The organism is Halomonas sp. TP35, assembly GCF_052375975.1.
Classification (GTDB): domain Bacteria; phylum Pseudomonadota; class Gammaproteobacteria; order Pseudomonadales; family Halomonadaceae; genus Vreelandella; species Vreelandella citrativorans.
The window spans coordinates 115,328-134,406 of the sequence record NZ_JBQSUZ010000007.1 but is presented as its reverse complement, the minus strand read 5'-3'; the positions used below and the strand labels follow the sequence as shown (position 1 = coordinate 134,406).

Genomic DNA, 19,079 nt, shown 5'->3' with positions numbered 1-19,079 from the left:
TTTAACCGCATGAGAGATTGTCGACAAATCTGGCGCACGATGTAAGAGACTTTATGAGCAGCCTATATTTACTCCACAAACCCTACCGCATGCTCTCCCAATTTACCGATAACGAAGGGCGAGCCACCCTGGCTAATGTTATTGACGTGCCCGGTATTTATGCGGCTGGGCGACTTGATTATGACTCTGAAGGTCTCCTGTTACTCAGTGATGACGGCGCGCTCATCCATCGAATTGCGCACCCTCGCCACAAGCAACCCAAAACCTATTGGGTACAGCTTGAAGGCCTGATCGACGACGCCGCGCTTAATGCGTTGCGGGCCGGGATTACGCTGAAGGATGGCCCTACCCGCCCTGCCAAAGCTCGACTAATAGCGCCACCGGCACTTGCCCCCCGCGAACCGGCCATCGACCCCAAGCGCCACCCCTCCACTAGCTGGTTGGAACTGACCATTAGCGAGGGCCGTAACCGCCAGGTACGCCGAATGACCGCCCACGTCGGGTTTCCCACGCTACGCTTGATTCGTGCCTCGATAGGCGCCTGGCAGTTGGGTGATTTACAGCCTGGTGAATGGCGCAAGGAAACCCTGCATGCCCCAAGCCCCCAGCGCTCGGGCAAACCGCCTGCCTCGCGCCAGCGAAAGCCCTCATGAGCGCTACTCGAAGCAGTGCCATTCACAGCACGGCCGCCTGTGTTATTCAACGTCACGACCGCTTTTTACTGGTTGAAGAAGCCAAGGGCGGTCCAAATACCGTTTTTAACCAACCGGCGGGACATATTGAGTTGGGCGAAGGCCCTATGGCGGCAATAGTACGGGAAGTGCAAGAAGAGACGGCCTGGCAGGTGACGCTTACGGGCTATTTGGGGCTATATGTTTTTCACGCAAAGAATGGCCAGACCTTTCACAGCCACGGGTTTCTTGCCGAGCCGCTTAAGCAGCTAAACACCCCACTGGACCGTGACATTGTGGCGACCCACTGGCTAACGCTTGACGAAATTCGCGCATTAAAAGACGAAAACCGCTTAAGAAGCCCCTTGGTACTCAAACGCATTGAGGACGCTATCTGCGAACGCAGCTATCCATTAAGCGTCATTCAAGAGTGAAGCACTCGAAGCACCAACCCCCCATCGTGTATAATCACCGCCTAATTGCATACCACTTCAACCGAGGATGCCAATGACATCCACCAATGGCTCGCCCACTACCGAGGCGCCCGCCGCAGGCAAAGTAATTGTCGGCATGTCGGGTGGCGTCGATTCGTCTGTCTCCGCTCTTATCCTGCAGCAGCAGGGTTACGAGGTGGAAGGCCTGTTCATGAAGAACTGGGACGAAGACGACGGCACTGAATACTGCACGGCAAAGGAAGACCTTGCCGACGCCGAAGCAGTATGTGCCAAGCTGGGCATCAAGCTGCATACGGCTAACTTTGCCGCCGAGTACTGGGATAACGTGTTTGAGCACTTCCTGGAAGAGTACAAGGCCGGGCGTACGCCCAATCCCGACATCCTGTGCAACCGGGAAATCAAGTTCAAGGTGTTTCTTGAGTACGCCGAAATGCTGGGCGCCGAGAAGATCGCCACCGGCCACTATGTGCGTGAAGGACGAGTTCGCCAAGGCACCAGCGGTGTTCGCCCGCGCCTGCTTAAAGGGCTGGACGGTAACAAGGATCAGAGCTACTTCCTGCACGCGGTGCCCGAAGCGGCTATCGCCCGCACGCTATTCCCGGTGGGTGAGCTGGAAAAACCCGCCGTTCGTGCGCTTGCCGAAGAACACGACCTGATCACCGCCAAAAAGAAAGATTCCACGGGTATCTGCTTTATCGGCGAACGGCGCTTCCGTGACTTTTTACAGCAGTATCTACCCGCGCAACCCGGCAAGATTGAGACACCTGAAGGCGATGTAATTGGCGACCACATGGGGCTGATGTACTACACCCTGGGACAGCGCCAAGGGCTGGGGATTGGCGGGCTGGCCAACTACTCTGAAGACCCATGGTACGTAGCGACAAAAGATTTAGAGCGCAACGTACTGGTCGTGGTACAAGGCAAGCATCATCCGCTGCTTTTTTCGGATACGTTGGCCACCGAGGCCATGGACTGGGTCGCAGGCGAACCACCCGCAGCGTCAGGCCGGTTTACCGCCAAAACCCGCTACCGGCAGAGCGACTGCCCCTGCGAAATGCGCACGTTGCCCGATGGCGGCGTTGAAGTGACGTTCGATGACCCGCAGTGGGCGGTGACGCCCGGCCAATCGTTGGTACTTTACGATGGCGATATCTGTTTGGGCGGCGGCGTTATTCGCGCGACATGGAATGCCACGGAGACTGCCGCATGAGCACCCCCACTCCCATTCACCGGGCGCCTGACTCACCCGCTATACGCCAGGCACTTGCCCTGGCCGGTGTGTTTCAAGCAGCCAGCCTGGTGGATGAGCTAGCGCGCACCGGCCAAGTGGATACCCGCTCCTGGGACACGCTGATTGAAGCGACCGTGGATACCAACCCGGAAAGCTTTGAAGCGATCTATGGCGGCCACCCCAACAACCTGCGCCGTGGCCTTGAAACGCTTGAGGCGCTGGTAGGCCGTAAGCAGGCCAACCCGGTAGTGCTGCGCTACGGTTTTACGATTTTACTGGTCATGAATAAGCTGCGCACCAACAACGACATGATGGATTCTCTGGGCCAGCACCTTACCCGTATTCAGGGTCAGGCCGAACACTTTAGCGCTACCCATGAAAACGTCATCTCAAGCCTCGGCGAAGCTTACAAGGAGACGGTTTCCACGTTTAAAACGCGCATTGTAGTGCAGGGTGACCCCTCATTACTGCAAAGCCGTATGATGCCGGAACGCGTGCGTGCCTGCTTATTGTCAGGCATTCGGTTTGGGCTCTTATGGCATCAGCAGGGTGGACGCCGCTGGAAGTTGATTTTTCAGCGCAAAGCTCTGCGCCGTGCGCTGGATAGCCTCGGTTAACGCTTTTAAATGGCGGATATTGCGCCTCTTTACTTTTTCCCGACTCACCTGTTCTTGAACTACTTGGAAACGATGCCATGCAACTCTCCGCTTTGACTGCTCTCTCTCCTGTTGACGGTCGCTACAGCGCCAAAGCGTCCGCGCTGCGCGAACACTTCAGTGAATTTGGCCTGATACGCGCCCGCGTAATTGTGGAAGTACGCTGGTTGCAGCGCATGGCGGAGCACCATCAAATCGTTGAAGTGCCGCCTCTCTCCGCCGAGGCGACCGCCTTTCTTGAGCAGTTAGTGAGTGAATTTTCGATTGCTGATGCCGAACGTATCAAAGAGATTGAGCGGACGACCAATCATGATGTGAAAGCCGTCGAGTACTTCCTGAAAGAGAAAATTGCTGGCAACGCCGAATTGAACGCAGTGACCGAGTTCATTCACTTTGCGTGCACCTCGGAAGACATCAACAATCTGTCTTACGGTGTAATGCTGGCCGATGGCCTTAAAGCACTGTTGCCCACCATGCACGAAGTAGCCGATGAAGTGGCCAAGCTCGCGATTACCCACGCTGCTCAGCCGATGCTCTCGCGCACCCACGGCCAAACGGCAAGCCCCACCACGCTTGGCAAAGAGATGGCTAACGTGGCCTACCGCTTAAAGCGCCAGCTCAAGCAGATCGAACGCGTTGAAATTTTGGGTAAAATCAACGGCGCCGTTGGCAACTATAATGCTCACTTAACCACCTACCCCGACATCGACTGGGAAGCCAATGCGCGCACCTTCGTCGAAGGGCTGGGACTAAGCTTCAACCCCTACACGACGCAAATTGAGCCGCACGACTACATTGCCGAGCTGTTCGATGCGGTATGCCGTTTCAACACCATTTTGATCGACTTTGATCGTGACGTTTGGGGCTATATTTCGCTGGGTTACTTCAAGCAGCGCACGGTTGAAGGCGAAATCGGCTCGTCTACGATGCCGCACAAGGTTAACCCGATCGACTTTGAAAACTCGGAAGGCAATCTCGGCCTGGCGAACGCCGTGCTTGCTCACCTGGCGCAAAAACTGCCCATTTCCCGCTGGCAACGCGACTTGACCGACTCCACCGTGCTGCGCAATTTAGGTGTAGGTTTGGCGTATGGCCTGATTGGCTATCACGCCAGCTTAAAAGGCATCAGCAAACTGGAAGCCAACCCTGAGCGCCTGGCCGCCGACCTGGATAACAGCTGGGAAGTGCTGGCCGAGCCGATTCAAACCGTTATGCGCCGCTACGGTATTGAAAAACCCTACGAAAAACTTAAAGAGCTGACACGTGGCAAGCGTATTGATCAGGCAGGCTTTGCCGCCTTCATTGATACCCTTGAGCTGCCAGACGACGTTAAAGCAGCGCTTAAAGAGCTCTCCCCGGCAAGCTATATTGGTAATGCACAAGCGCAAGCTGAAGCACTTACTCAACGCCTGGGCAGCTTGTCATAAGCGCTGCGGCCACTCAATTAGGATACCGCCATGAGCCAACACGATAAGCCACTTACCCTGCTGGGCGATTTAACGCCCGAGGACTTCCTGGCCCACTACTGGCAACAGAAACCGCTGCTGATTCGTGGCGCTATACCTGACTTTCTAAGCCCGATTGATCCTGATGAACTGGCGGGCCTTGCTTGTGAACCGGGTGTAGAAGCGCGCCTGGTAGAAGAGAAAGGCCCCGACAGGGCTTGGCAGGTTTCTCATGGCCCGCTTGATGAAGCTACGTTTGAGCGCCTGCCTGAAGGCCACTGGAGCCTGTTAGTGCAGGCGGTTGACCACTATGTACCGGCGGTTGCTGCGCTGATGGATGAATTCGACTTTCTGCCACGCTGGCGGTTAGACGATATTATGATCAGCTATGCACCGCCAGGTGGCAACGTCGGCCCGCATATCGACCAGTACGATGTCTTTTTACTACAAGCCAGCGGTCACCGCCGTTGGCAGCTGGGGGGTAAGCAGTCCGATGACGCCCCGATTATTCAGGGCATTGACCTGCGTATCCTGGAAACCTTTGAGGTTGAACCAGACTCAGACTGGACATTGGCACCAGGCGATATGCTGTATCTTCCGCCGGGTTGGGCACATCACGGCGTCAGCCAGACCGATGACTGCATGACGATTTCGGTAGGCTTTCGCGCACCCTCTGCCGATGAGTCCATTACCTCTTATGCGGATTACCTGGGCGAGCAGTTGCCCGCGTCAAAGCGCTACAGCGATGCGGGCATGGCGCCCGCAAGCCAGGCCGGTGAGCTGGATGATGCGGCTATCGAGCGCATGCGCCAGTTTATGCTGTCAACGCTGGACAACCCTGAGCAAATGGCACAGTGGTTTGGCCGCGTGATGACGCAACCCAAATACATGGATCAGGTCGCTCCGCTGGAGTCGCCGTTGGATGAAGCAGCGCTGGTTGCGCACCTGCAAGCGGGTGAGCCGCTTTTTGCAATGCCCGGTTCACGCTTTGCCTGGCGCAGCGATTCGCGCGGTACCACGCTGTTTGTCGATGGCGATGGTCATTCCTGCTCTGAAGCACTTGCCAAGCGCCTATCAGAATCGGCTCCCTTCTATGAAGACGTTCTTGAGCTTGACGGTGCGGCGGCGTTACTTACCCAGTTGGTTAACACTGGCAGCATGGGCTTTATGGATGAAGAAGAGGACGAAGAGTAGATCCAACACCTACCCAACGTCTCTCAATATTGAGCACCAAACGCTATCTTCGGATGGCGTTTTTTTATGGGCCGGTGACGCGCCTGACGAAAAACGACTACACAAACACGCCATTTTGTTAACCCTCTGTCGTCAAGTTACAACCCCGTCTGCCTCCAAGTGTCAATTGTTGAATCCCTCCTTGTCGTCAATAGTTATTGCACTGCAGCGCTACCAGGTATCTCTGCCTAGACAGAAACCACGCCTTACCGCCGGTAGACGCTGATAACGTTTTCGCAAGCGCAGCACAAACACAACCTTGCGAAGTGCTGTTTAACCCTGGAGGAATTGCTCATGTCTGGACTGCTCAACGATATTAAAGCCATCGCTCAATTACGTGAGGCCCAAAGCGGCAAGTGGGAGGCGATTAAGCCTGAACATGCAGCGCGAATGCGTGCTCAAAACCGTTTCCATACAGGGCTCGATATTGCGCGCTATACCGCCAAGATAATGCGCAATGACATGGCTGCCTACGATGCCGATACGGCACAGTACACGCAGTCGCTAGGCTGCTGGCACGGTTTTATTGGTCAGCAGAAGATGATCTCCATCAAAAAGCATTTCGGCACCACCAAGCGCCGCTACCTCTACCTTTCGGGCTGGATGGTCGCTGCCCTACGTTCCGAATTTGGCCCCCTTCCCGACCAGTCCATGCATGAGAAAACCTCGGTCGCTAACCTGATTGAGGAGCTTTACACCTTTTTGAAGCAGGCTGATGCCTGGGAGCTTAATCATCTTTTCCGCGCGCTGGATGACGCAAAATCCAGCGGTGACAGCGCCAAAGAGCAGGAAGTCATTAGCAAAATCGACAATTATGATACTCATATCGTGCCTATTATTGCCGACATTGATGCCGGTTTTGGTAATGCGGAAGCCACCTATCTGCTAGCGAAGAAGTTTATTCAAGCCGGCGCATGCTGCATTCAGCTCGAAAACCAGGTGTCTGACGAGAAACAGTGCGGCCACCAGGATGGCAAGGTCACGGTTCCGCACGAGGATTTTCTAGCCAAAATTAACGCTGTCCGGTACGCGTTTCTTGAGCTCGGCGTGGAAGATGGCGTTATCGTTGCTCGTACGGACTCGTTGGGCGCTGGGCTGACCCAGAAGATTGCTGTGACCCATGAGCCAGGCGACCTCGGCGATCAGTACAACAGCTTTCTGGATGGTGACGTTATCGAGAATGCTGCCGATATCAATAATGGCGATGTGGTTATCAAGCAACACGGCAAGCTGGTCAAACCCAAGCGTTTGGCATCAGGCCTTTATCAGTTTAAAGCTGGATCGGGTGAAGACCGCGTCATTCTTGACTGTATTACCAGCCTGCAAAATGGCGCCGACTTGCTGTGGATCGAAACGGAAAAGCCCCACGTTGGGCAAATTGCCAGCATGGTCAACCGTATCCGCGAAGTAGTGCCCGATGCCAAGTTGGTTTACAACAACTCGCCCTCTTTCAACTGGACGCTAAATTTCCGTCAGCAGGTGTTCGATGCCTGGCAAGCCGAGGGTAAGGATGTGTCCGCCTATCAGCGTGACAAGCTAATGAGTGTCGAGTACGACACTACCGAGCTTGGCCAGTTGGCGGATGAATGGACGCGCAATTTCCAGCGTGACTCATCCCGTGAAGCGGGTATTTTTCACCATCTTATTACGCTGCCCACCTACCACACTGCGGCGCTTTCAACCGACAACCTGGCCAAGGGCTACTTTGGTAAAGAGGGTATGCTGGCCTACGTACAAGGTGTTCAGCGAGAAGAGATTCGCCAAGGAATTGCCACGGTAAAACATCAAGATATGGCAGGCTCTAATATTGGCGATGACCATAAGGAGTTCTTCCACGGCGACGCAGCGCTTAAAGCGGGCGGCAAAGATAATACAATGAACCAGTTTGGCTAATGTAGCCGTACCCGCACTCCACGACGAAGTATCTTTATCTTAGGAGGCTTTTTAGCCTCCTTTTTTTATTGTTAGATATGCACACTGTTTTCTTATTCTCTGTCTACACTGGGATTTACGGCCTTTTGATATTCTCTGGTCTTAATTAGTCAATTCAGTTACTTTTTATAAACATTGCACTACCCTTGAAGCACCTGATTATACTTTTTTAAGCTGCATACCTTGGAGGTTTTAATGAAACGTTTACTACCTGTTGCTGCGTTAAGCATCCTGACCTTGGCCGGGTGTGCCAACACTGCCCCCTACTCAGGTGATGTGTATCGCGGCAACCAAGCTAAAACCAGCCAAAGCGTTACCTATGGAACCATCGTAGCGGTAAGGCCCGTACAAATTCAGGCAGATAGCCGTGCGGGAGGCTTGCTGGGTAGTGGCGGCGGCGCCATTATTGGTGGCCTGTTGGGTAGCCAAGTGGGTGGCGGCTCAGGTCGTCAGTTGGCAACCGTTGCCGGTGCTCTGGGTGGTACGATTGCGGGCACCGCTGCTGAAGACCGCGCCAACCGCATCAGCGCACTGGAAATGGAAATCCGCCTTGATGATGGCAGCGACGTGGTGGTGGTACAAGGAGCTGATCACGCCTACCAGGCAGGCCAGCGTGTTCGCCTGATCGGTAGTGGCTCAAACGTAAGCGTCGCTCCGTATTAATAGCGCTTCGCCGATAGGCTCGGGTTGACAGGTCTCGGGCTTGTCGCCAGGTAAGATGAACATTTACCACGTTAAGTGAGCTATTCGTTTTAACGCAAAAAAATGCCCGGCTATCTTTAGCCGGGCATTTTTATGTTCATAGCGGCAATGACATTCGCCGCTTGATAGCTTAATTAGTGGGACATATTGCTCGCCCAACCGGCCAGTTTCACAATGACCCAACCAACCAACGCCAGTAAAATAGTCACAAGCAAAATATCCACCGGACGAACCAGCGTTGTTGCGCCTAATACAGCCAGCGTCGTTACCCACAAGTAGCGGTTATCGCCGTGGCTTTTCATCACGCCAGGCAAAAGCCGGTCCAGGCCTTGGCTGAGGCCATTGCTCCACTTCTGATTGGCAAAGTAGGCAATCAGGACAAATGCAATAAGCCAAATAAAGAAGATTGTCATGCAAGCTCCAGTGAATGTGATCTTAAAAAGGGAAAAGTTGTTGGCTTAGAGTATCCCCGGTGACTGCAAGGCGCAACACCACTATTAACGATCAGGCGTAAAAACCCGGCTTACCCCCTGACAAGCCACGCCTCACGCGTTACCATATTGGGACATGCACTCACCGAAAGGTTATCCAATGCAAATTGCGCAAAACTCGGTTGTCGCGTTCCACTATACCCTGACCAACGATGAAGGTGAGGTGCTCGACAGTTCCGAAGGCCGTGAGCCGCTCACGTATCTTCATGGCGCTGGCAACATCATCCCGGGCCTGGAGAAAGAGCTGGAAGGCCGCGCAGCGGGCGACAAGCTGAACGTTAAAGTATCCCCCGAAGAGGGCTACGGCGAAGTCCAAGAGCAGCTGGTACAAGAAGTACCGCGTGATGCTTTTCAGGGCGTTGAAAACATTGAGCCGGGCATGCAGTTCCAAGCCCAGACTCAAGGTGGCCCGCTGATGGTGACCGTTAAGAACATCGAAGGCGATACCGTCATCGTTGACGGTAATCACCCGCTGGCAGGCCAGCAACTTAACTTTGACGTTGAGATTGCAACCGTACGTGAAGCAAGCCAGGAAGAAACCGAGCACGGCCATGTGCACGGTGAAGGTGGCGTTGAGCACTAAGTGCCCACGTTTGCTAAAAAGGCAGCCTGCGGGCTGCCTTTTTTATGCCTTCATTAAAGGCAGCAACGGCGCTCGAAACAGCGCATTCCTAGCGTGATGGTTAACGTAACCGTTAACAGAATCCACGAAGCCCAGGTCACACCAAGCCAGCCAGCTCCCTGCCAAAAAGGCTCCAGCCAGAAGCCACCGAGACTTGCGCCCACGTAATAAAACACCAGGTAAAGGGCTGACGCACTGCCACGCGCGCCTTGGGCATAACGCCCCACCCAGCTGGACGCCAGTGAGTGCGTTAAGAAAAAACCAAACGCATTAATCGTTAGACCGACAATAATTAGTACCAGCGAATCATGCAGAGTAACGGCGGTACCTGTCATCAGAATCGCCACGCCTGCCATCATGCAGGTAGCCGGAGACGTGCGCTCGGCCAGTCGGCCAGAAATAGCCGATGCAAAAGTGCCGCCCAAATAGGTCAGGAAAATCAGCCCCAGCCCGCTCGCTGCCAGCGCATAAGGTGTAGCGGCCAAGCGAAAGGTGATGTAGCTATATTGATTGATAAAGATAAGAAAATTGATGCCGCCCAGGCAGTAGGCTGCAAGCAGCACCGGGTTGCGCAAATGCCCAGCCAGGTCTACCAGCGCGCGGCGAAGCTGAAAACGCTTGGGCTCAAACGCATGACTATTAGGCAATAAGCGCCAAAATACTGCGCAGCCAACCAGCGTCATCGCCCCAACCACAATAAAGGAAGCGGAGGGCCCACCTATCTCCGCGACGGCACCCCCTACGACCCGACCGCTAATACCGCCCAACGTATTGGCGCCAATATAGAGCCCTACGGCGCTTAGCAGCGCAGACTTTTCAAAGGCATCGCCCATCCAGGCAATGGCAACGGCGGGTAGGCCGCCTAATACAAATCCCTGAACTAAGCGAAGCAGTAGCAGGCTTTCAAAGTTCGGGGCAAATGCCAGCGCCAGCGAACAGCCCCCCGCCAGCAGTAGCGTGATGCGCATAATGCCTTCACGGCCTATCGCATCGGAAAGCGGTCCAAAGACCAACAGGGACAAGGCAAGCGACAGCGTAGCAACCGACATCAGCAGGCTGACACCTAAGGTAGACACCTCGTAGGCCGTTTTAAGCTCGGGCAGTAACGGTTGAGGAACATACAGATTAATAAATACCAGAAATGACCCTAAACACAGGGCCATTGTTGCTCGCCACCAAGCGCGTGTTTTGGCTTCAATCATGCCATTCCCAGGAGTAGACAACTTGCGGGGCTGGAAGCGAAACACCAACAGCCCTGCCCCTTCACGGCGTGAAGTTACTGCCTAAATAAGCAAGGTTGGTGGGTTCCAGCGCCCGACGTGACTGCCAGTAATAACGCTGCCAGTAGCTGTTATCCAAACTGGAAATGATGACGCCTTGTGAGGTAGAGGCATGTAGAAAGTAGCCATCTCCGACATAGATGCCCACATGGTTATAACGCCCTGGCGGACGGAAGAAAACCAGATCGCCCGCCTGCAGCTCTTGGCGGTCGATCGAGCGTCCCTCATGTATCTGGCCCGAAGTGGAACGGGGTAGTTCTAAATTAAACGTATCGCGATAAACATTACGTACCAGCGCCGAACAGTCGATTCCTCGTTCTGACGTCCCGCCGATGCGGTAAGGCGTCCCCGACCATCGCTGGTGCTGTTCCAGTAGTGCCTGGCGCACCAGAGTCGGTGGCGGTGTCTGAAAACTACGTAACTGGTCTAACGAATTACTGACGGGTGACATCTGAGGACTAACGCCTTTCGCCATTCCTGGCAGCGTCATCGAGAAATAGTCCTCGGGCGGCTCGATAGATTGATGCGAAGAGCCTGCACAGCCAGTCAGAAAAGCAATGACAACACAAACACTTACAACACGGACAGCGGTCACAGCGGTCACAGCGGGGTGTGGCAACGCAACCATGCGCTTAACCTCGTACTATTATGGTGAAGGTAGGGTAATTAACACGCGTTAAACTATAAGCTAGACAATGCATGGTTGGCGAGTCTCAATGTAATGTTCGTGAATCACCGGGTAAGGTGTCGATATGCAGCGGCGCAAAATGGCGCGGTTTATTACCCGGAAAATCGAGGCTTGCCCAAGGGCCCGCAAGGATCGGTGCACCGCATACCCAAGCCACCATGGCTTGACGAAACCCGGCTAAAAAGCTGTCACGTTCGGGTGTTTCACCCATAAAAAACGAGAATCCAGCATACATTCCTGCGGCATACTCTTGCCAGCCAGCATAGTGATCAGCCGCCAAATGGCACGCACGGTCAAGAACCTCGGCAAATGCCTGGCTTTCCAGCCAACCCAACTGCCGGGCAGCGATCGCCAAATCGACAAGCTGAGCAATATCCCATGCGGCCATGTCAACATCATTACAGCTATCTTCATTACCCTGCACACGCCGTAGGCGAAGCAGATGGTGACGATCTTCTTCGGCACAGTCTCCCGATTCCAGAATCGCGATTTCCGCCTCTAGACGCTCCGGGTTCAGCGTATAGGGCGCATAGTTGATCTGATACTCCTGGCGGTCGCCAGCTTCCAACATAAAGGTTAGAAACTCTTGCATATCGGCGGCACTGCTCAAGTGATAGTGACTCTCCACCCACTCTTTAATGTCCGCGCACTCGCGCGCGCTTTCTGGCTGAGGCTCACTCCACACGGCACTATTAAGCGGCCCAACCAGTGACATGGCCGTAAAATGGGTAAGCGTTGGCCGTCCGCCTGGCTCGCACCAGGCATCGGGGCGCCAGTCCAGCCAGTAAAAGAGGCTCCCTGGATCTTCCAGGTGCCAAGCAATCTCGTTAATTAACGAGGTATGCTCAGGCTCCGGTAAGCAGCTTTCCCAGGCAAACCAGGCTTCCAGCAACCGCTTGGGGTTAGGGTAAAAACGACACAAACAGCTACGCAGTTCACGGGCATAAGCAAGCAGCGGCTCACGCTCGAATAACCCGCTATCCAGCGACATGTGCAAATAGAAGGCAAACTTTTCCGCCATATGGATCGTTGCCGCATGACGGCTGACACCCTTCACCGCATTACGCTGCTTCAACTCGTCTGACGCGGGCTGACCAAACAGCGTGTGTGATGGCGGCAACACGCCGTGCACCGCATCGGCCGCTAACTGATTAAGATGATGTGCCTGGGCAGGCAACCAGTAACGGGCGAGAACAGCGGGGCCCTCATCCGCATGCAGGCCAAGCGACTCTTGAAGGTAAAGCGCGGCATCTGCTCGGCGCTGCTCGGCAATGGGTGCACCGGGGTTTAGCTGGCGCAGCATGACATCGGGTTCACGTACCCCCGCTAACGCCAGCAGCCAGTGATGGGACGTATTGCGCCACGCTTTGACACGCTGTTGTGATGCTTGGCGACTCGTCTCATTCAACAGTGTAGAGGGCGGGCAGGCCCATGGGCTATGCGCGGCGTTGAGCAGTAAGACGTGATGAGGGTTGGGCGTCATATCGCGTCGGTCGACACCCTCAAAAAGGCTCTGACCGCGCATATAGGCTTTTAGAATAGCGCGCCAGTCGTGGTAGCGATGATTCATCAGGTCCGCTGCGTGGCATGCAAGATCATCCGCTTCTGCCTGACTTAACCAACCACAGCAAGCACCGGCCCAGGCAATCTCCACCAGCCGTAGCCAGTCCCACGCGGCCCACTCAAGCGGCTCCCCTTGGCTTACAAACGCGTTGAGGACACCCGCGTAGGGCGAGTCTTCTATTTCATCCTGCTGCCAAGCAAGCCGTTGGGCGTTATCCATCCCCAGCAGCTCACGGGCTTCAATATCCCAGCGCTGACGCTCTCCCTGAGCGCTCAGCCATAGCGCCACTTCGAGTAGCTGCTCGCGGTCATTGATCTGCCAAATGCGTTCAAGCCATTGGCCGGCTTCCGGCCAATCGGCTCGGTCTGCGGGGTAGCTAATAACGGGGCGAAACAGCGCACATAAACGCCACACCTGCGCTTCTGCCGCTTGGGGCCATAACGGCGCCGGTGCGGGCAACTGTGCCAGCGTATGCTCAAGCCTTTGCCAGGTAATCCCTTCGTCTTCGCTTTCCAGTGCTGAGAGTGCCTGGCAGGCGTCAATAAAACGATCATCCGCGCCGGTTTCCCAGCCCTTGGCGCCCAGCACCCGGCGCAGCTCTGAAAGCCAGCCACGTAAATCGCTGTAGTCAGCGGTAATACGGCGGATAACATGGTGCGCCCAGGCATGAGCCTGATCGGCATTTAACCACCCTGCTGCCCCGGCCAACGCCGACCACTCAAGCGCGCCCAATAAGCGGTCCGCTTCTCCTGTCGAAGCGCCTAACGCATGAAAAAGCTGTTCGGCCAGCTCGTTACGGCTGGTAATACCCAGTTGCAGCAAACGCTGCTCAGCAGCTTGCGTATCCACCGAGAGCGGATGCGGGGTAAATGCCCAATCACACAGCACCAGCTGTTGGGCCCACCAAGCGTTTAACGCGTCGACCAAGAGACACCTCGAAACAAAAAATCTACCAGCAGTGCGCTAGAGCAAAGCGCCTTAGTGTAACGGAAAGTGGTGGCAAGACCGATAGCTAAACTGACCGATTGGTGCAAAACGACACTGCCCGACACAAGGCCGGGCAGCAAATGATATCGAACCAGTGCGCCGCTTAAGCACGACGTCTTTTATTTAACGCTACGCGCTTCGCACTTTACTAATAACCCACAGCAGTACGACAGCCCCTACCGTAGCGGTCACTAGCGAGCCAATAAAGCCGCCCGCCTGCAAGCCTAGCAAACTAAACAAAAAGCCACCTAACACGGCTCCAACGATACCCACACCGATATTGCCCAGGATGCCGAAACCGCCGCCGCGCATGATATTGCCAGCGATCCAGCCAGCCAAACCACCAATAATTAACCACGCAATAAAGCCCATAGTGCCTCCTTGATATCCACTTTTCAGGGTTTTACCTATGTCTCTTACCTGCCAACCTAGGCGTTTTACCTACTCATTATGCTTGTCCTACCATAGCACACAGCGCGACAATCCTGCCTGATTTGATACACACCCTTTTAAGGAACGCTGATGACCCCTGATTCACTCGTAACTCTTATGGCTAGCGTAGACGGCCAGCAAATAGCGACGTGGGAAGGACGCAATGTCGCTCTTTTCAATATGCCCTGGGGCGAGCTTGCCATTAGCCTACAAGGCGCTCAAGTGCTTCACTTCAAACCTGCCAATGATACCGGCTGGCTTTGGGTAACACCGACACCGCCCGCAACGCCCGACGTTATACGCGGCGGTATCCCATTATGCTGGCCCTGGTTTGCAGACGAGCGCTACGCCGACGAAAGTCCTGAACGCGACGGCCCATTCCACGGTTTGGCTCGCCAAGCCAGTTGGCGGCTGGACGCCGTTGATGAGCACGCAGAGGGAATTGAGGTGCACCTTTCTCCCGAGCACCCTCTGCACAACCAACTCACCGCACGCGTGGTGGTTCAGGCCAACGCGCAACGCTTAAATGTTGAGCTTATCAGTGAAAATATCGGCGATACGCCGGTTAAAACCAGCGGTGCGCTGCACACCTATTTAGCCGTTGATGACGTGCATCAGTGTCGTGTGGAAGGTCTTGCGGGCGCCCGTTACCTGGACAAGCTGCGTGATTTTGCGGAGTCCGAGCAACAAGGCACGCTGGCTATCCGTGGCGGCATCGACCGAATTTATCACAGCAATGAAGCCGTGCTTCTAGATGATGGCGTGCGCCGCTTGCGCGTTGCCAAGCAGTCAAGTGATTCAACCGTGGTGTGGCACCCCGGTGCGAACCCTCCCGGCGACACACCTGCTGACGCCGCGCGCCATTTTTTGTGCATTGAAGCCGCCAACACGCGCCTTGACCCGGTGTGGCTGGTACCAGGCGCCCAGCACCTGCTGGGGACAACGCTAAGTCGCGGTTAATGCACGGTTCATCAACCCTTGGCTATGCTATTCACTATGCTAGCAACCAAATTAGCCATTACGTTTGCAACGCCGCCAGCCACTAATGTTCGCTCACTACGTGAGCCGCTTACGGCCACGGCCCCATGACTTCTGAATTCAGGATTAACAAAAGGAACGCCAGGATGCGCCAGCCGTTAAGCCGCGAACTGAGTAACTTACTGGAACGAGGCCGAGACCGTCAGCTGCGCTTAGCGGTAACAGGGCTATCACAAGCGGGCAAAACGGCGTTTTTAACCTCGTTGGTGAACCAGCTACGTCATGCGGGCGTCGAGGCAAGGCTGGATTTACTGCCCGCCGCCCGAGATGGCCGCTTACTGGGCGCACAGCGGCTTAATCAACCCGATCTTGGCGTCCCCCGCTTCCCCTACGACCCGGGCATGGCAGCACTGCGCGATACGCCGCCGCGCTGGCCCGAACCGACACGGGGCATCAGCGAATTACGCCTGCAGTTGCGCTATCGGCCTGCGCAAAACGGCTGGCTGTCACCGGATATCGCCCATTTAACTCTGGACCTGTTTGATTACCCGGGCGAATGGCTGCTCGATTTACCGCTGCTGCAGCACGATTTTTACAGCTGGTGCCAGGCCCAGCCCTTGTTGGAAGGCGAGCAGCGGCGCGCACTCTTCAGCGAGTGGTTAGACGCGGTGAAAGCTTTAGACCCCGCTGCTGAAGCGGACGAAGCGCAACTGGCGCACTTGGCTGATGCCTATGCGCAAGGGCTTCGTCGTGCCAAGGCAGCGGGCTTTTCGGACCTTCAACCAGGGCGTTTTTTGCTTCCCGGTGAGCTGGCGGACGCCCCGGTACTGCAGTTCTTCCCTCTGCCCCATCTTGATGCTTCCAGGGAAATGCTCAACAACCTGCCCCAAAGCAGCCTTTACGCCACACTTGCTGCCCGTTTTCGCTACTATCAGCAACAGGTGGTGAAGCCCTTCTATCGTGATCATTTCAGGCGTTTTGATCGTCAGATTGTACTGGTCGATGTACTGGGTGCACTGAACGCCGGTCCTGAACGGTTTGAGGACCTTTCCCGTGCACTGCGTCAATTAATGCAAAGCTTCGACTACGGCAAACGCAGCCTGCTATCGCGTCTGTTCGCACCCAAAATTGACCGTTTGGCCATCGCCGCCACCAAAGCGGATCACGTAACGCCAGACCAGCACAGCCATGTTGTACAGTTACTGGAAGCGCTGCTAGCCGAACCGCTGAAGGATTTACGCTTTGCCAACGTGCCGGTAAAAGCGCTGTCGCTTGCGGCTATTCGGGCCACCGAGGCACGCGAAGTATTGCAGGATGGAAAACGCTCCTCGGCGCTACGCGGCACAACGCTTGAGGGCGAAGACGTGCTGGTTTACCCAGGCGATGTCCCGACCCGCCTGCCCAATGCCGACTTCTGGCAGCACCAGGGCTTTGACTTCCCCAGCTTTCGACCCATGCCATCGACATCGGATGCACTGACACATATTCGAATGGACGCCGCCATTGATTGGCTGATTGGAGATAAACTCGCATGACTGACCCACAGCCACGGCGTAATTTTCGCCTGCACGATACGCCCGACACGGCTACCGAGCAGGAGACCCGCCTACGCCAGCAGCAGCGCTTTGAAGCAACCGACGATGACCAGCCCCTTATAACGGCGGCCGAGGAACAGGCGTTGCCCGCTACCAGCCTGGGCGCCCCACGCAAACGCCGCTGGGGGTTAATGTTTGCCTTGGCAGGTGGAGCCACGCTGGGCATCATCGAACTGGCCACCGGCATTCCCGATGCGCTTTCCCAGTCAGCGTGGATGAATTTGGCGTGGCAGCTGTTTGGCATCAGTCTGATTGGCTTAGGGGGCATGTCACTGATCAGAGAACTCGGCCGATTAAGGCGTCTGAAACGCCATGATCGACTGCGTAGCGATTTAGCTGAACTGCCCCAACGCTCGCCCCATCAGGCAAAGAAAATGGCCGAAGCGCTTCGCCAGCAATTAAAGCTTTCAGCGGACGACCCTCACTGGCAAGCGTTTGAGCGCGCCTGTGAGCCGCATCATAACGGAGAGGAAGTTCAGGCGCTGCTGCGCCACCACTTGCTGGCACCCCGCGATCGTGAGGCGCAGCGTCTGATAACCCGTATGTCTGGGGAAACCGCCATTATGGTGGCGATCAGCCCCCTTACGCTGGTGGATATGGCGCTGGTAGCCTGGCGCAGTCTCGCCATGGTCGACAGGTTATGCCGGCTTTACGGCCTGGAACTTGGTTACGCCAGCCGCTTACGTCTGTTTAGAAATGTGTTGCGCAACATGGCGTTTGCAGGCGTAAGCGAACTCGCCGCCGATGCCAGTATGGATATGCTCTCGCTGCACCTGGCTGGCCGAATTTCCACTCGCGCAAGCCAAGGCCTGGCCACCGGGCTGCTTAGCGCCCGTTTGGGGCTACGCGCCCAGCGCCTCTGCCGCCCGGTAGCCTTCATACCCGAAGAGCAACCCAGAATGGCCGACCTGCGCCAGGACCTCTGGCGCCAGATCAAACGGCTGGATAAAGAGCCTGCCCCGGCCACACGGACCAGGGAGTAGCCACTGGCTAAGCGATTCGCTGCTCGCTCACCGCATCAAACAGAATGGCTTGTTCCATATCAATACGCAGCGCCAGGCGCGTTCCGGCGACAACCGGGCATTTAGGACCAACGCGGGCAGTAACTTCCTGCTCGCCCAGCGGCAACCGCAGCAGGATATCCGCGCCGGTCGGCTCTACCACGCTGATATTTGCGTTGAGCAGTGTGCCCTCAGCCTGCGCCGTTAAACGTACATCCTCTTCGCTGAAGTGTTCCGGGCGTAGGCCAAGAATGACCGGTTGATTTAGACGCTCGGCCATATCGGCCGTCACACGGTTTTCAGGCCAGGGAAGCAGCAAGTCCGTCTCACCTGGTGTTGCAATTCGCAGCTGGTAGCGGTCATGCTCTTTTTCCAGCATCGCGCGAATAAAGTTCATGGAGGGCGACCCCATAAAGCCCGCCACGAACATATCGACCGGATTGTTATAAACCTCATCAGGGCTGCCAAGCTGGAGGATATTGCCATCACGCATGACGGCAATGCAGTCGGCCAGCGTCATTGCTTCTACCTGGTCATGAGTAACGTAAACAATCGTAGTGCCCAGCCGTTGGTGGAGCTTTTTGATTTCAGTGCGCATATCAACGCGCAGCTTGGCATCCAGGTTAGAAAGCGGCTCATCGAACAGATAGACCTTGGGCTCCCGCGCCAGCGCCCGCCCCATCGCCACCCGCTGGCGCTGCCCCCCGGAAAGCTGGGCAGGCTTGCGCTCCAGCAGGTGAGTGATTTGCAATAAGTCTGCCACGCGCTCTACCGAGGCTTCGCGTTCGGCTTTGGGCACTTTACGCATCTCTAACCCGAAGCTAATGTTCTGGCGCACGGTCATGCTGGGATAAAGCGCATAGGACTGAAACACCATGGCGATATCGCGCTCGGCAGGCGTGTTAAAGGTGACGTCTTCGCCATCAATCAAAATATGGCCGCTGGTCACCGGCTCAAGCCCGGCAATCGCGTTCATTAGCGTGGACTTGCCGCAGCCAGAAGGCCCGACCAGAATCAAAAAATCACCGGAATTAATCGAAATACTGACGTCTTTCAGCACTCGCTCGCTGCCAAATTCTTTACGAACGTTGCGAATTTCTAATGTCGACATAAAAA

Annotated in this window: 18 protein-coding genes; 12 read left to right on the top strand and 6 right to left on the bottom strand. The window is 55.6% G+C overall.

What is annotated here, in order from left to right; translation table 11 throughout:
• Positions 1-53 precede the first annotated feature (53 nt).
• The 8 genes from ACT3RU_RS10665 to ACT3RU_RS10630 all read left to right on the top strand — a co-directional run bounded on the left by ACT3RU_RS10665 (position 54) and on the right by ACT3RU_RS10630 (position 8,286).
• Positions 54-653 carry a pseudouridine synthase gene (locus ACT3RU_RS10665; RefSeq protein WP_483392670.1) on the top strand — a complete coding sequence of 200 codons (600 nt, stop codon included), beginning with the start codon at positions 54-56 and terminating at the stop codon, positions 651-653.
• Positions 650-1,105: an NUDIX domain-containing protein gene (locus ACT3RU_RS10660; protein ID WP_483392669.1), complete on the top strand. Its 456-nt coding sequence runs from the start codon at positions 650-652 to the stop codon at positions 1,103-1,105. The genes ACT3RU_RS10665 and ACT3RU_RS10660 overlap by 4 nt, the downstream gene beginning before the upstream one ends.
• Before the next feature lie 73 nt (positions 1,106-1,178).
• Positions 1,179-2,336 carry a tRNA 2-thiouridine(34) synthase MnmA gene (gene mnmA, locus ACT3RU_RS10655; RefSeq protein WP_172117184.1) on the top strand — a complete coding sequence of 386 codons (1,158 nt, stop codon included), beginning with the start codon at positions 1,179-1,181 and terminating at the stop codon, positions 2,334-2,336.
• Positions 2,333-2,974, top strand: coding sequence for a high frequency lysogenization protein HflD (gene hflD / locus ACT3RU_RS10650; protein ID WP_087106212.1), 642 nt, complete (start codon positions 2,333-2,335; stop codon positions 2,972-2,974). Before mnmA ends, hflD begins: the two co-directional genes overlap by 4 nt.
• 77 nt (positions 2,975-3,051) lie before the next feature.
• The gene (gene purB, locus ACT3RU_RS10645; RefSeq protein ID WP_193054835.1) at positions 3,052-4,440 is read left to right on the top strand and encodes an adenylosuccinate lyase; all 1,389 of its coding nucleotides are present in this window, start codon (positions 3,052-3,054) and stop codon (positions 4,438-4,440) included.
• 30 nt (positions 4,441-4,470) lie between these two features.
• Positions 4,471-5,652: a cupin domain-containing protein gene (locus tag ACT3RU_RS10640; protein WP_172117186.1), complete on the top strand. Its 1,182-nt coding sequence runs from the start codon at positions 4,471-4,473 to the stop codon at positions 5,650-5,652.
• A gap of 333 nt (positions 5,653-5,985) precedes the next feature.
• Complete coding sequence (locus ACT3RU_RS10635) at positions 5,986-7,584, top strand: isocitrate lyase (RefSeq protein ID WP_172117187.1); 1,599 nt, start codon at positions 5,986-5,988, stop codon at positions 7,582-7,584.
• A gap of 234 nt (positions 7,585-7,818) precedes the next feature.
• Positions 7,819-8,286 (top strand): outer membrane lipoprotein, encoded by a 468-nt coding sequence (locus ACT3RU_RS10630; RefSeq protein ID WP_087106221.1) that lies wholly within the window; start codon positions 7,819-7,821, stop codon positions 8,284-8,286.
• Between the two features lie 173 nt (positions 8,287-8,459).
• Here the strand turns inward: ACT3RU_RS10630 and ACT3RU_RS10625 are convergent, their stop codons facing one another.
• Positions 8,460-8,738, bottom strand: coding sequence for a hypothetical protein (locus tag ACT3RU_RS10625; RefSeq protein WP_192527804.1), 279 nt, complete (start codon positions 8,736-8,738; stop codon positions 8,460-8,462).
• Between the two features lie 178 nt (positions 8,739-8,916).
• On the opposite strand from ACT3RU_RS10625, the gene ACT3RU_RS10620 reads away from it, so the two are divergent.
• The gene (locus ACT3RU_RS10620; RefSeq protein WP_172117189.1) at positions 8,917-9,399 is read left to right on the top strand and encodes an FKBP-type peptidyl-prolyl cis-trans isomerase; all 483 of its coding nucleotides are present in this window, start codon (positions 8,917-8,919) and stop codon (positions 9,397-9,399) included.
• Between the two features lie 53 nt (positions 9,400-9,452).
• Here the strand turns inward: ACT3RU_RS10620 and ACT3RU_RS10615 are convergent, their stop codons facing one another.
• The 4 genes from ACT3RU_RS10615 to ACT3RU_RS10600 form a co-directional block, all read right to left on the bottom strand.
• The gene (locus ACT3RU_RS10615) at positions 9,453-10,640 is read right to left on the bottom strand and encodes an MFS transporter (protein ID WP_192527805.1); all 1,188 of its coding nucleotides are present in this window, start codon (positions 10,638-10,640) and stop codon (positions 9,453-9,455) included.
• A gap of 61 nt (positions 10,641-10,701) precedes the next feature.
• Positions 10,702-11,346, bottom strand: a complete 645-nt coding sequence (locus ACT3RU_RS10610) for a C40 family peptidase (protein WP_192527806.1) — start codon at positions 11,344-11,346, stop codon at positions 10,702-10,704.
• Between the two features lie 85 nt (positions 11,347-11,431).
• On the bottom strand, positions 11,432-13,897 hold the full coding sequence (locus ACT3RU_RS10605) for a DUF1266 domain-containing protein (RefSeq protein ID WP_192527807.1): 2,466 nt from the start codon (positions 13,895-13,897) through the stop codon (positions 11,432-11,434).
• A 189-nt stretch (positions 13,898-14,086) separates the two neighbouring features.
• Positions 14,087-14,329 carry a GlsB/YeaQ/YmgE family stress response membrane protein gene (locus tag ACT3RU_RS10600; protein WP_192527808.1) on the bottom strand — a complete coding sequence of 81 codons (243 nt, stop codon included), beginning with the start codon at positions 14,327-14,329 and terminating at the stop codon, positions 14,087-14,089.
• Positions 14,330-14,479: 150 nt separating this feature from the next.
• Here ACT3RU_RS10600 and ACT3RU_RS10595 point away from each other — a divergent pair, with 150 nt between their 5' ends.
• The 3 genes from ACT3RU_RS10595 to ACT3RU_RS10585 all read left to right on the top strand — a co-directional run bounded on the left by ACT3RU_RS10595 (position 14,480) and on the right by ACT3RU_RS10585 (position 17,945).
• On the top strand, positions 14,480-15,349 hold the full coding sequence (locus ACT3RU_RS10595) for a D-hexose-6-phosphate mutarotase (protein WP_192527809.1): 870 nt from the start codon (positions 14,480-14,482) through the stop codon (positions 15,347-15,349).
• Positions 15,350-15,513: 164 nt separating this feature from the next.
• Positions 15,514-16,902 (top strand): YcjX family GTP-binding protein, encoded by a 1,389-nt coding sequence (locus tag ACT3RU_RS10590; RefSeq protein ID WP_192527810.1) that lies wholly within the window; start codon positions 15,514-15,516, stop codon positions 16,900-16,902.
• Positions 16,899-17,945, top strand: coding sequence for a YcjF family protein (locus ACT3RU_RS10585; protein ID WP_192527811.1), 1,047 nt, complete (start codon positions 16,899-16,901; stop codon positions 17,943-17,945). The genes ACT3RU_RS10590 and ACT3RU_RS10585 overlap by 4 nt, the downstream gene beginning before the upstream one ends.
• A gap of 7 nt (positions 17,946-17,952) precedes the next feature.
• Here the strand turns inward: ACT3RU_RS10585 and ACT3RU_RS10580 are convergent, their stop codons facing one another.
• On the bottom strand, positions 17,953-19,074 hold the full coding sequence (locus tag ACT3RU_RS10580; protein ID WP_192527812.1) for an ABC transporter ATP-binding protein: 1,122 nt from the start codon (positions 19,072-19,074) through the stop codon (positions 17,953-17,955).
• Positions 19,075-19,079 lie beyond the last annotated feature (5 nt).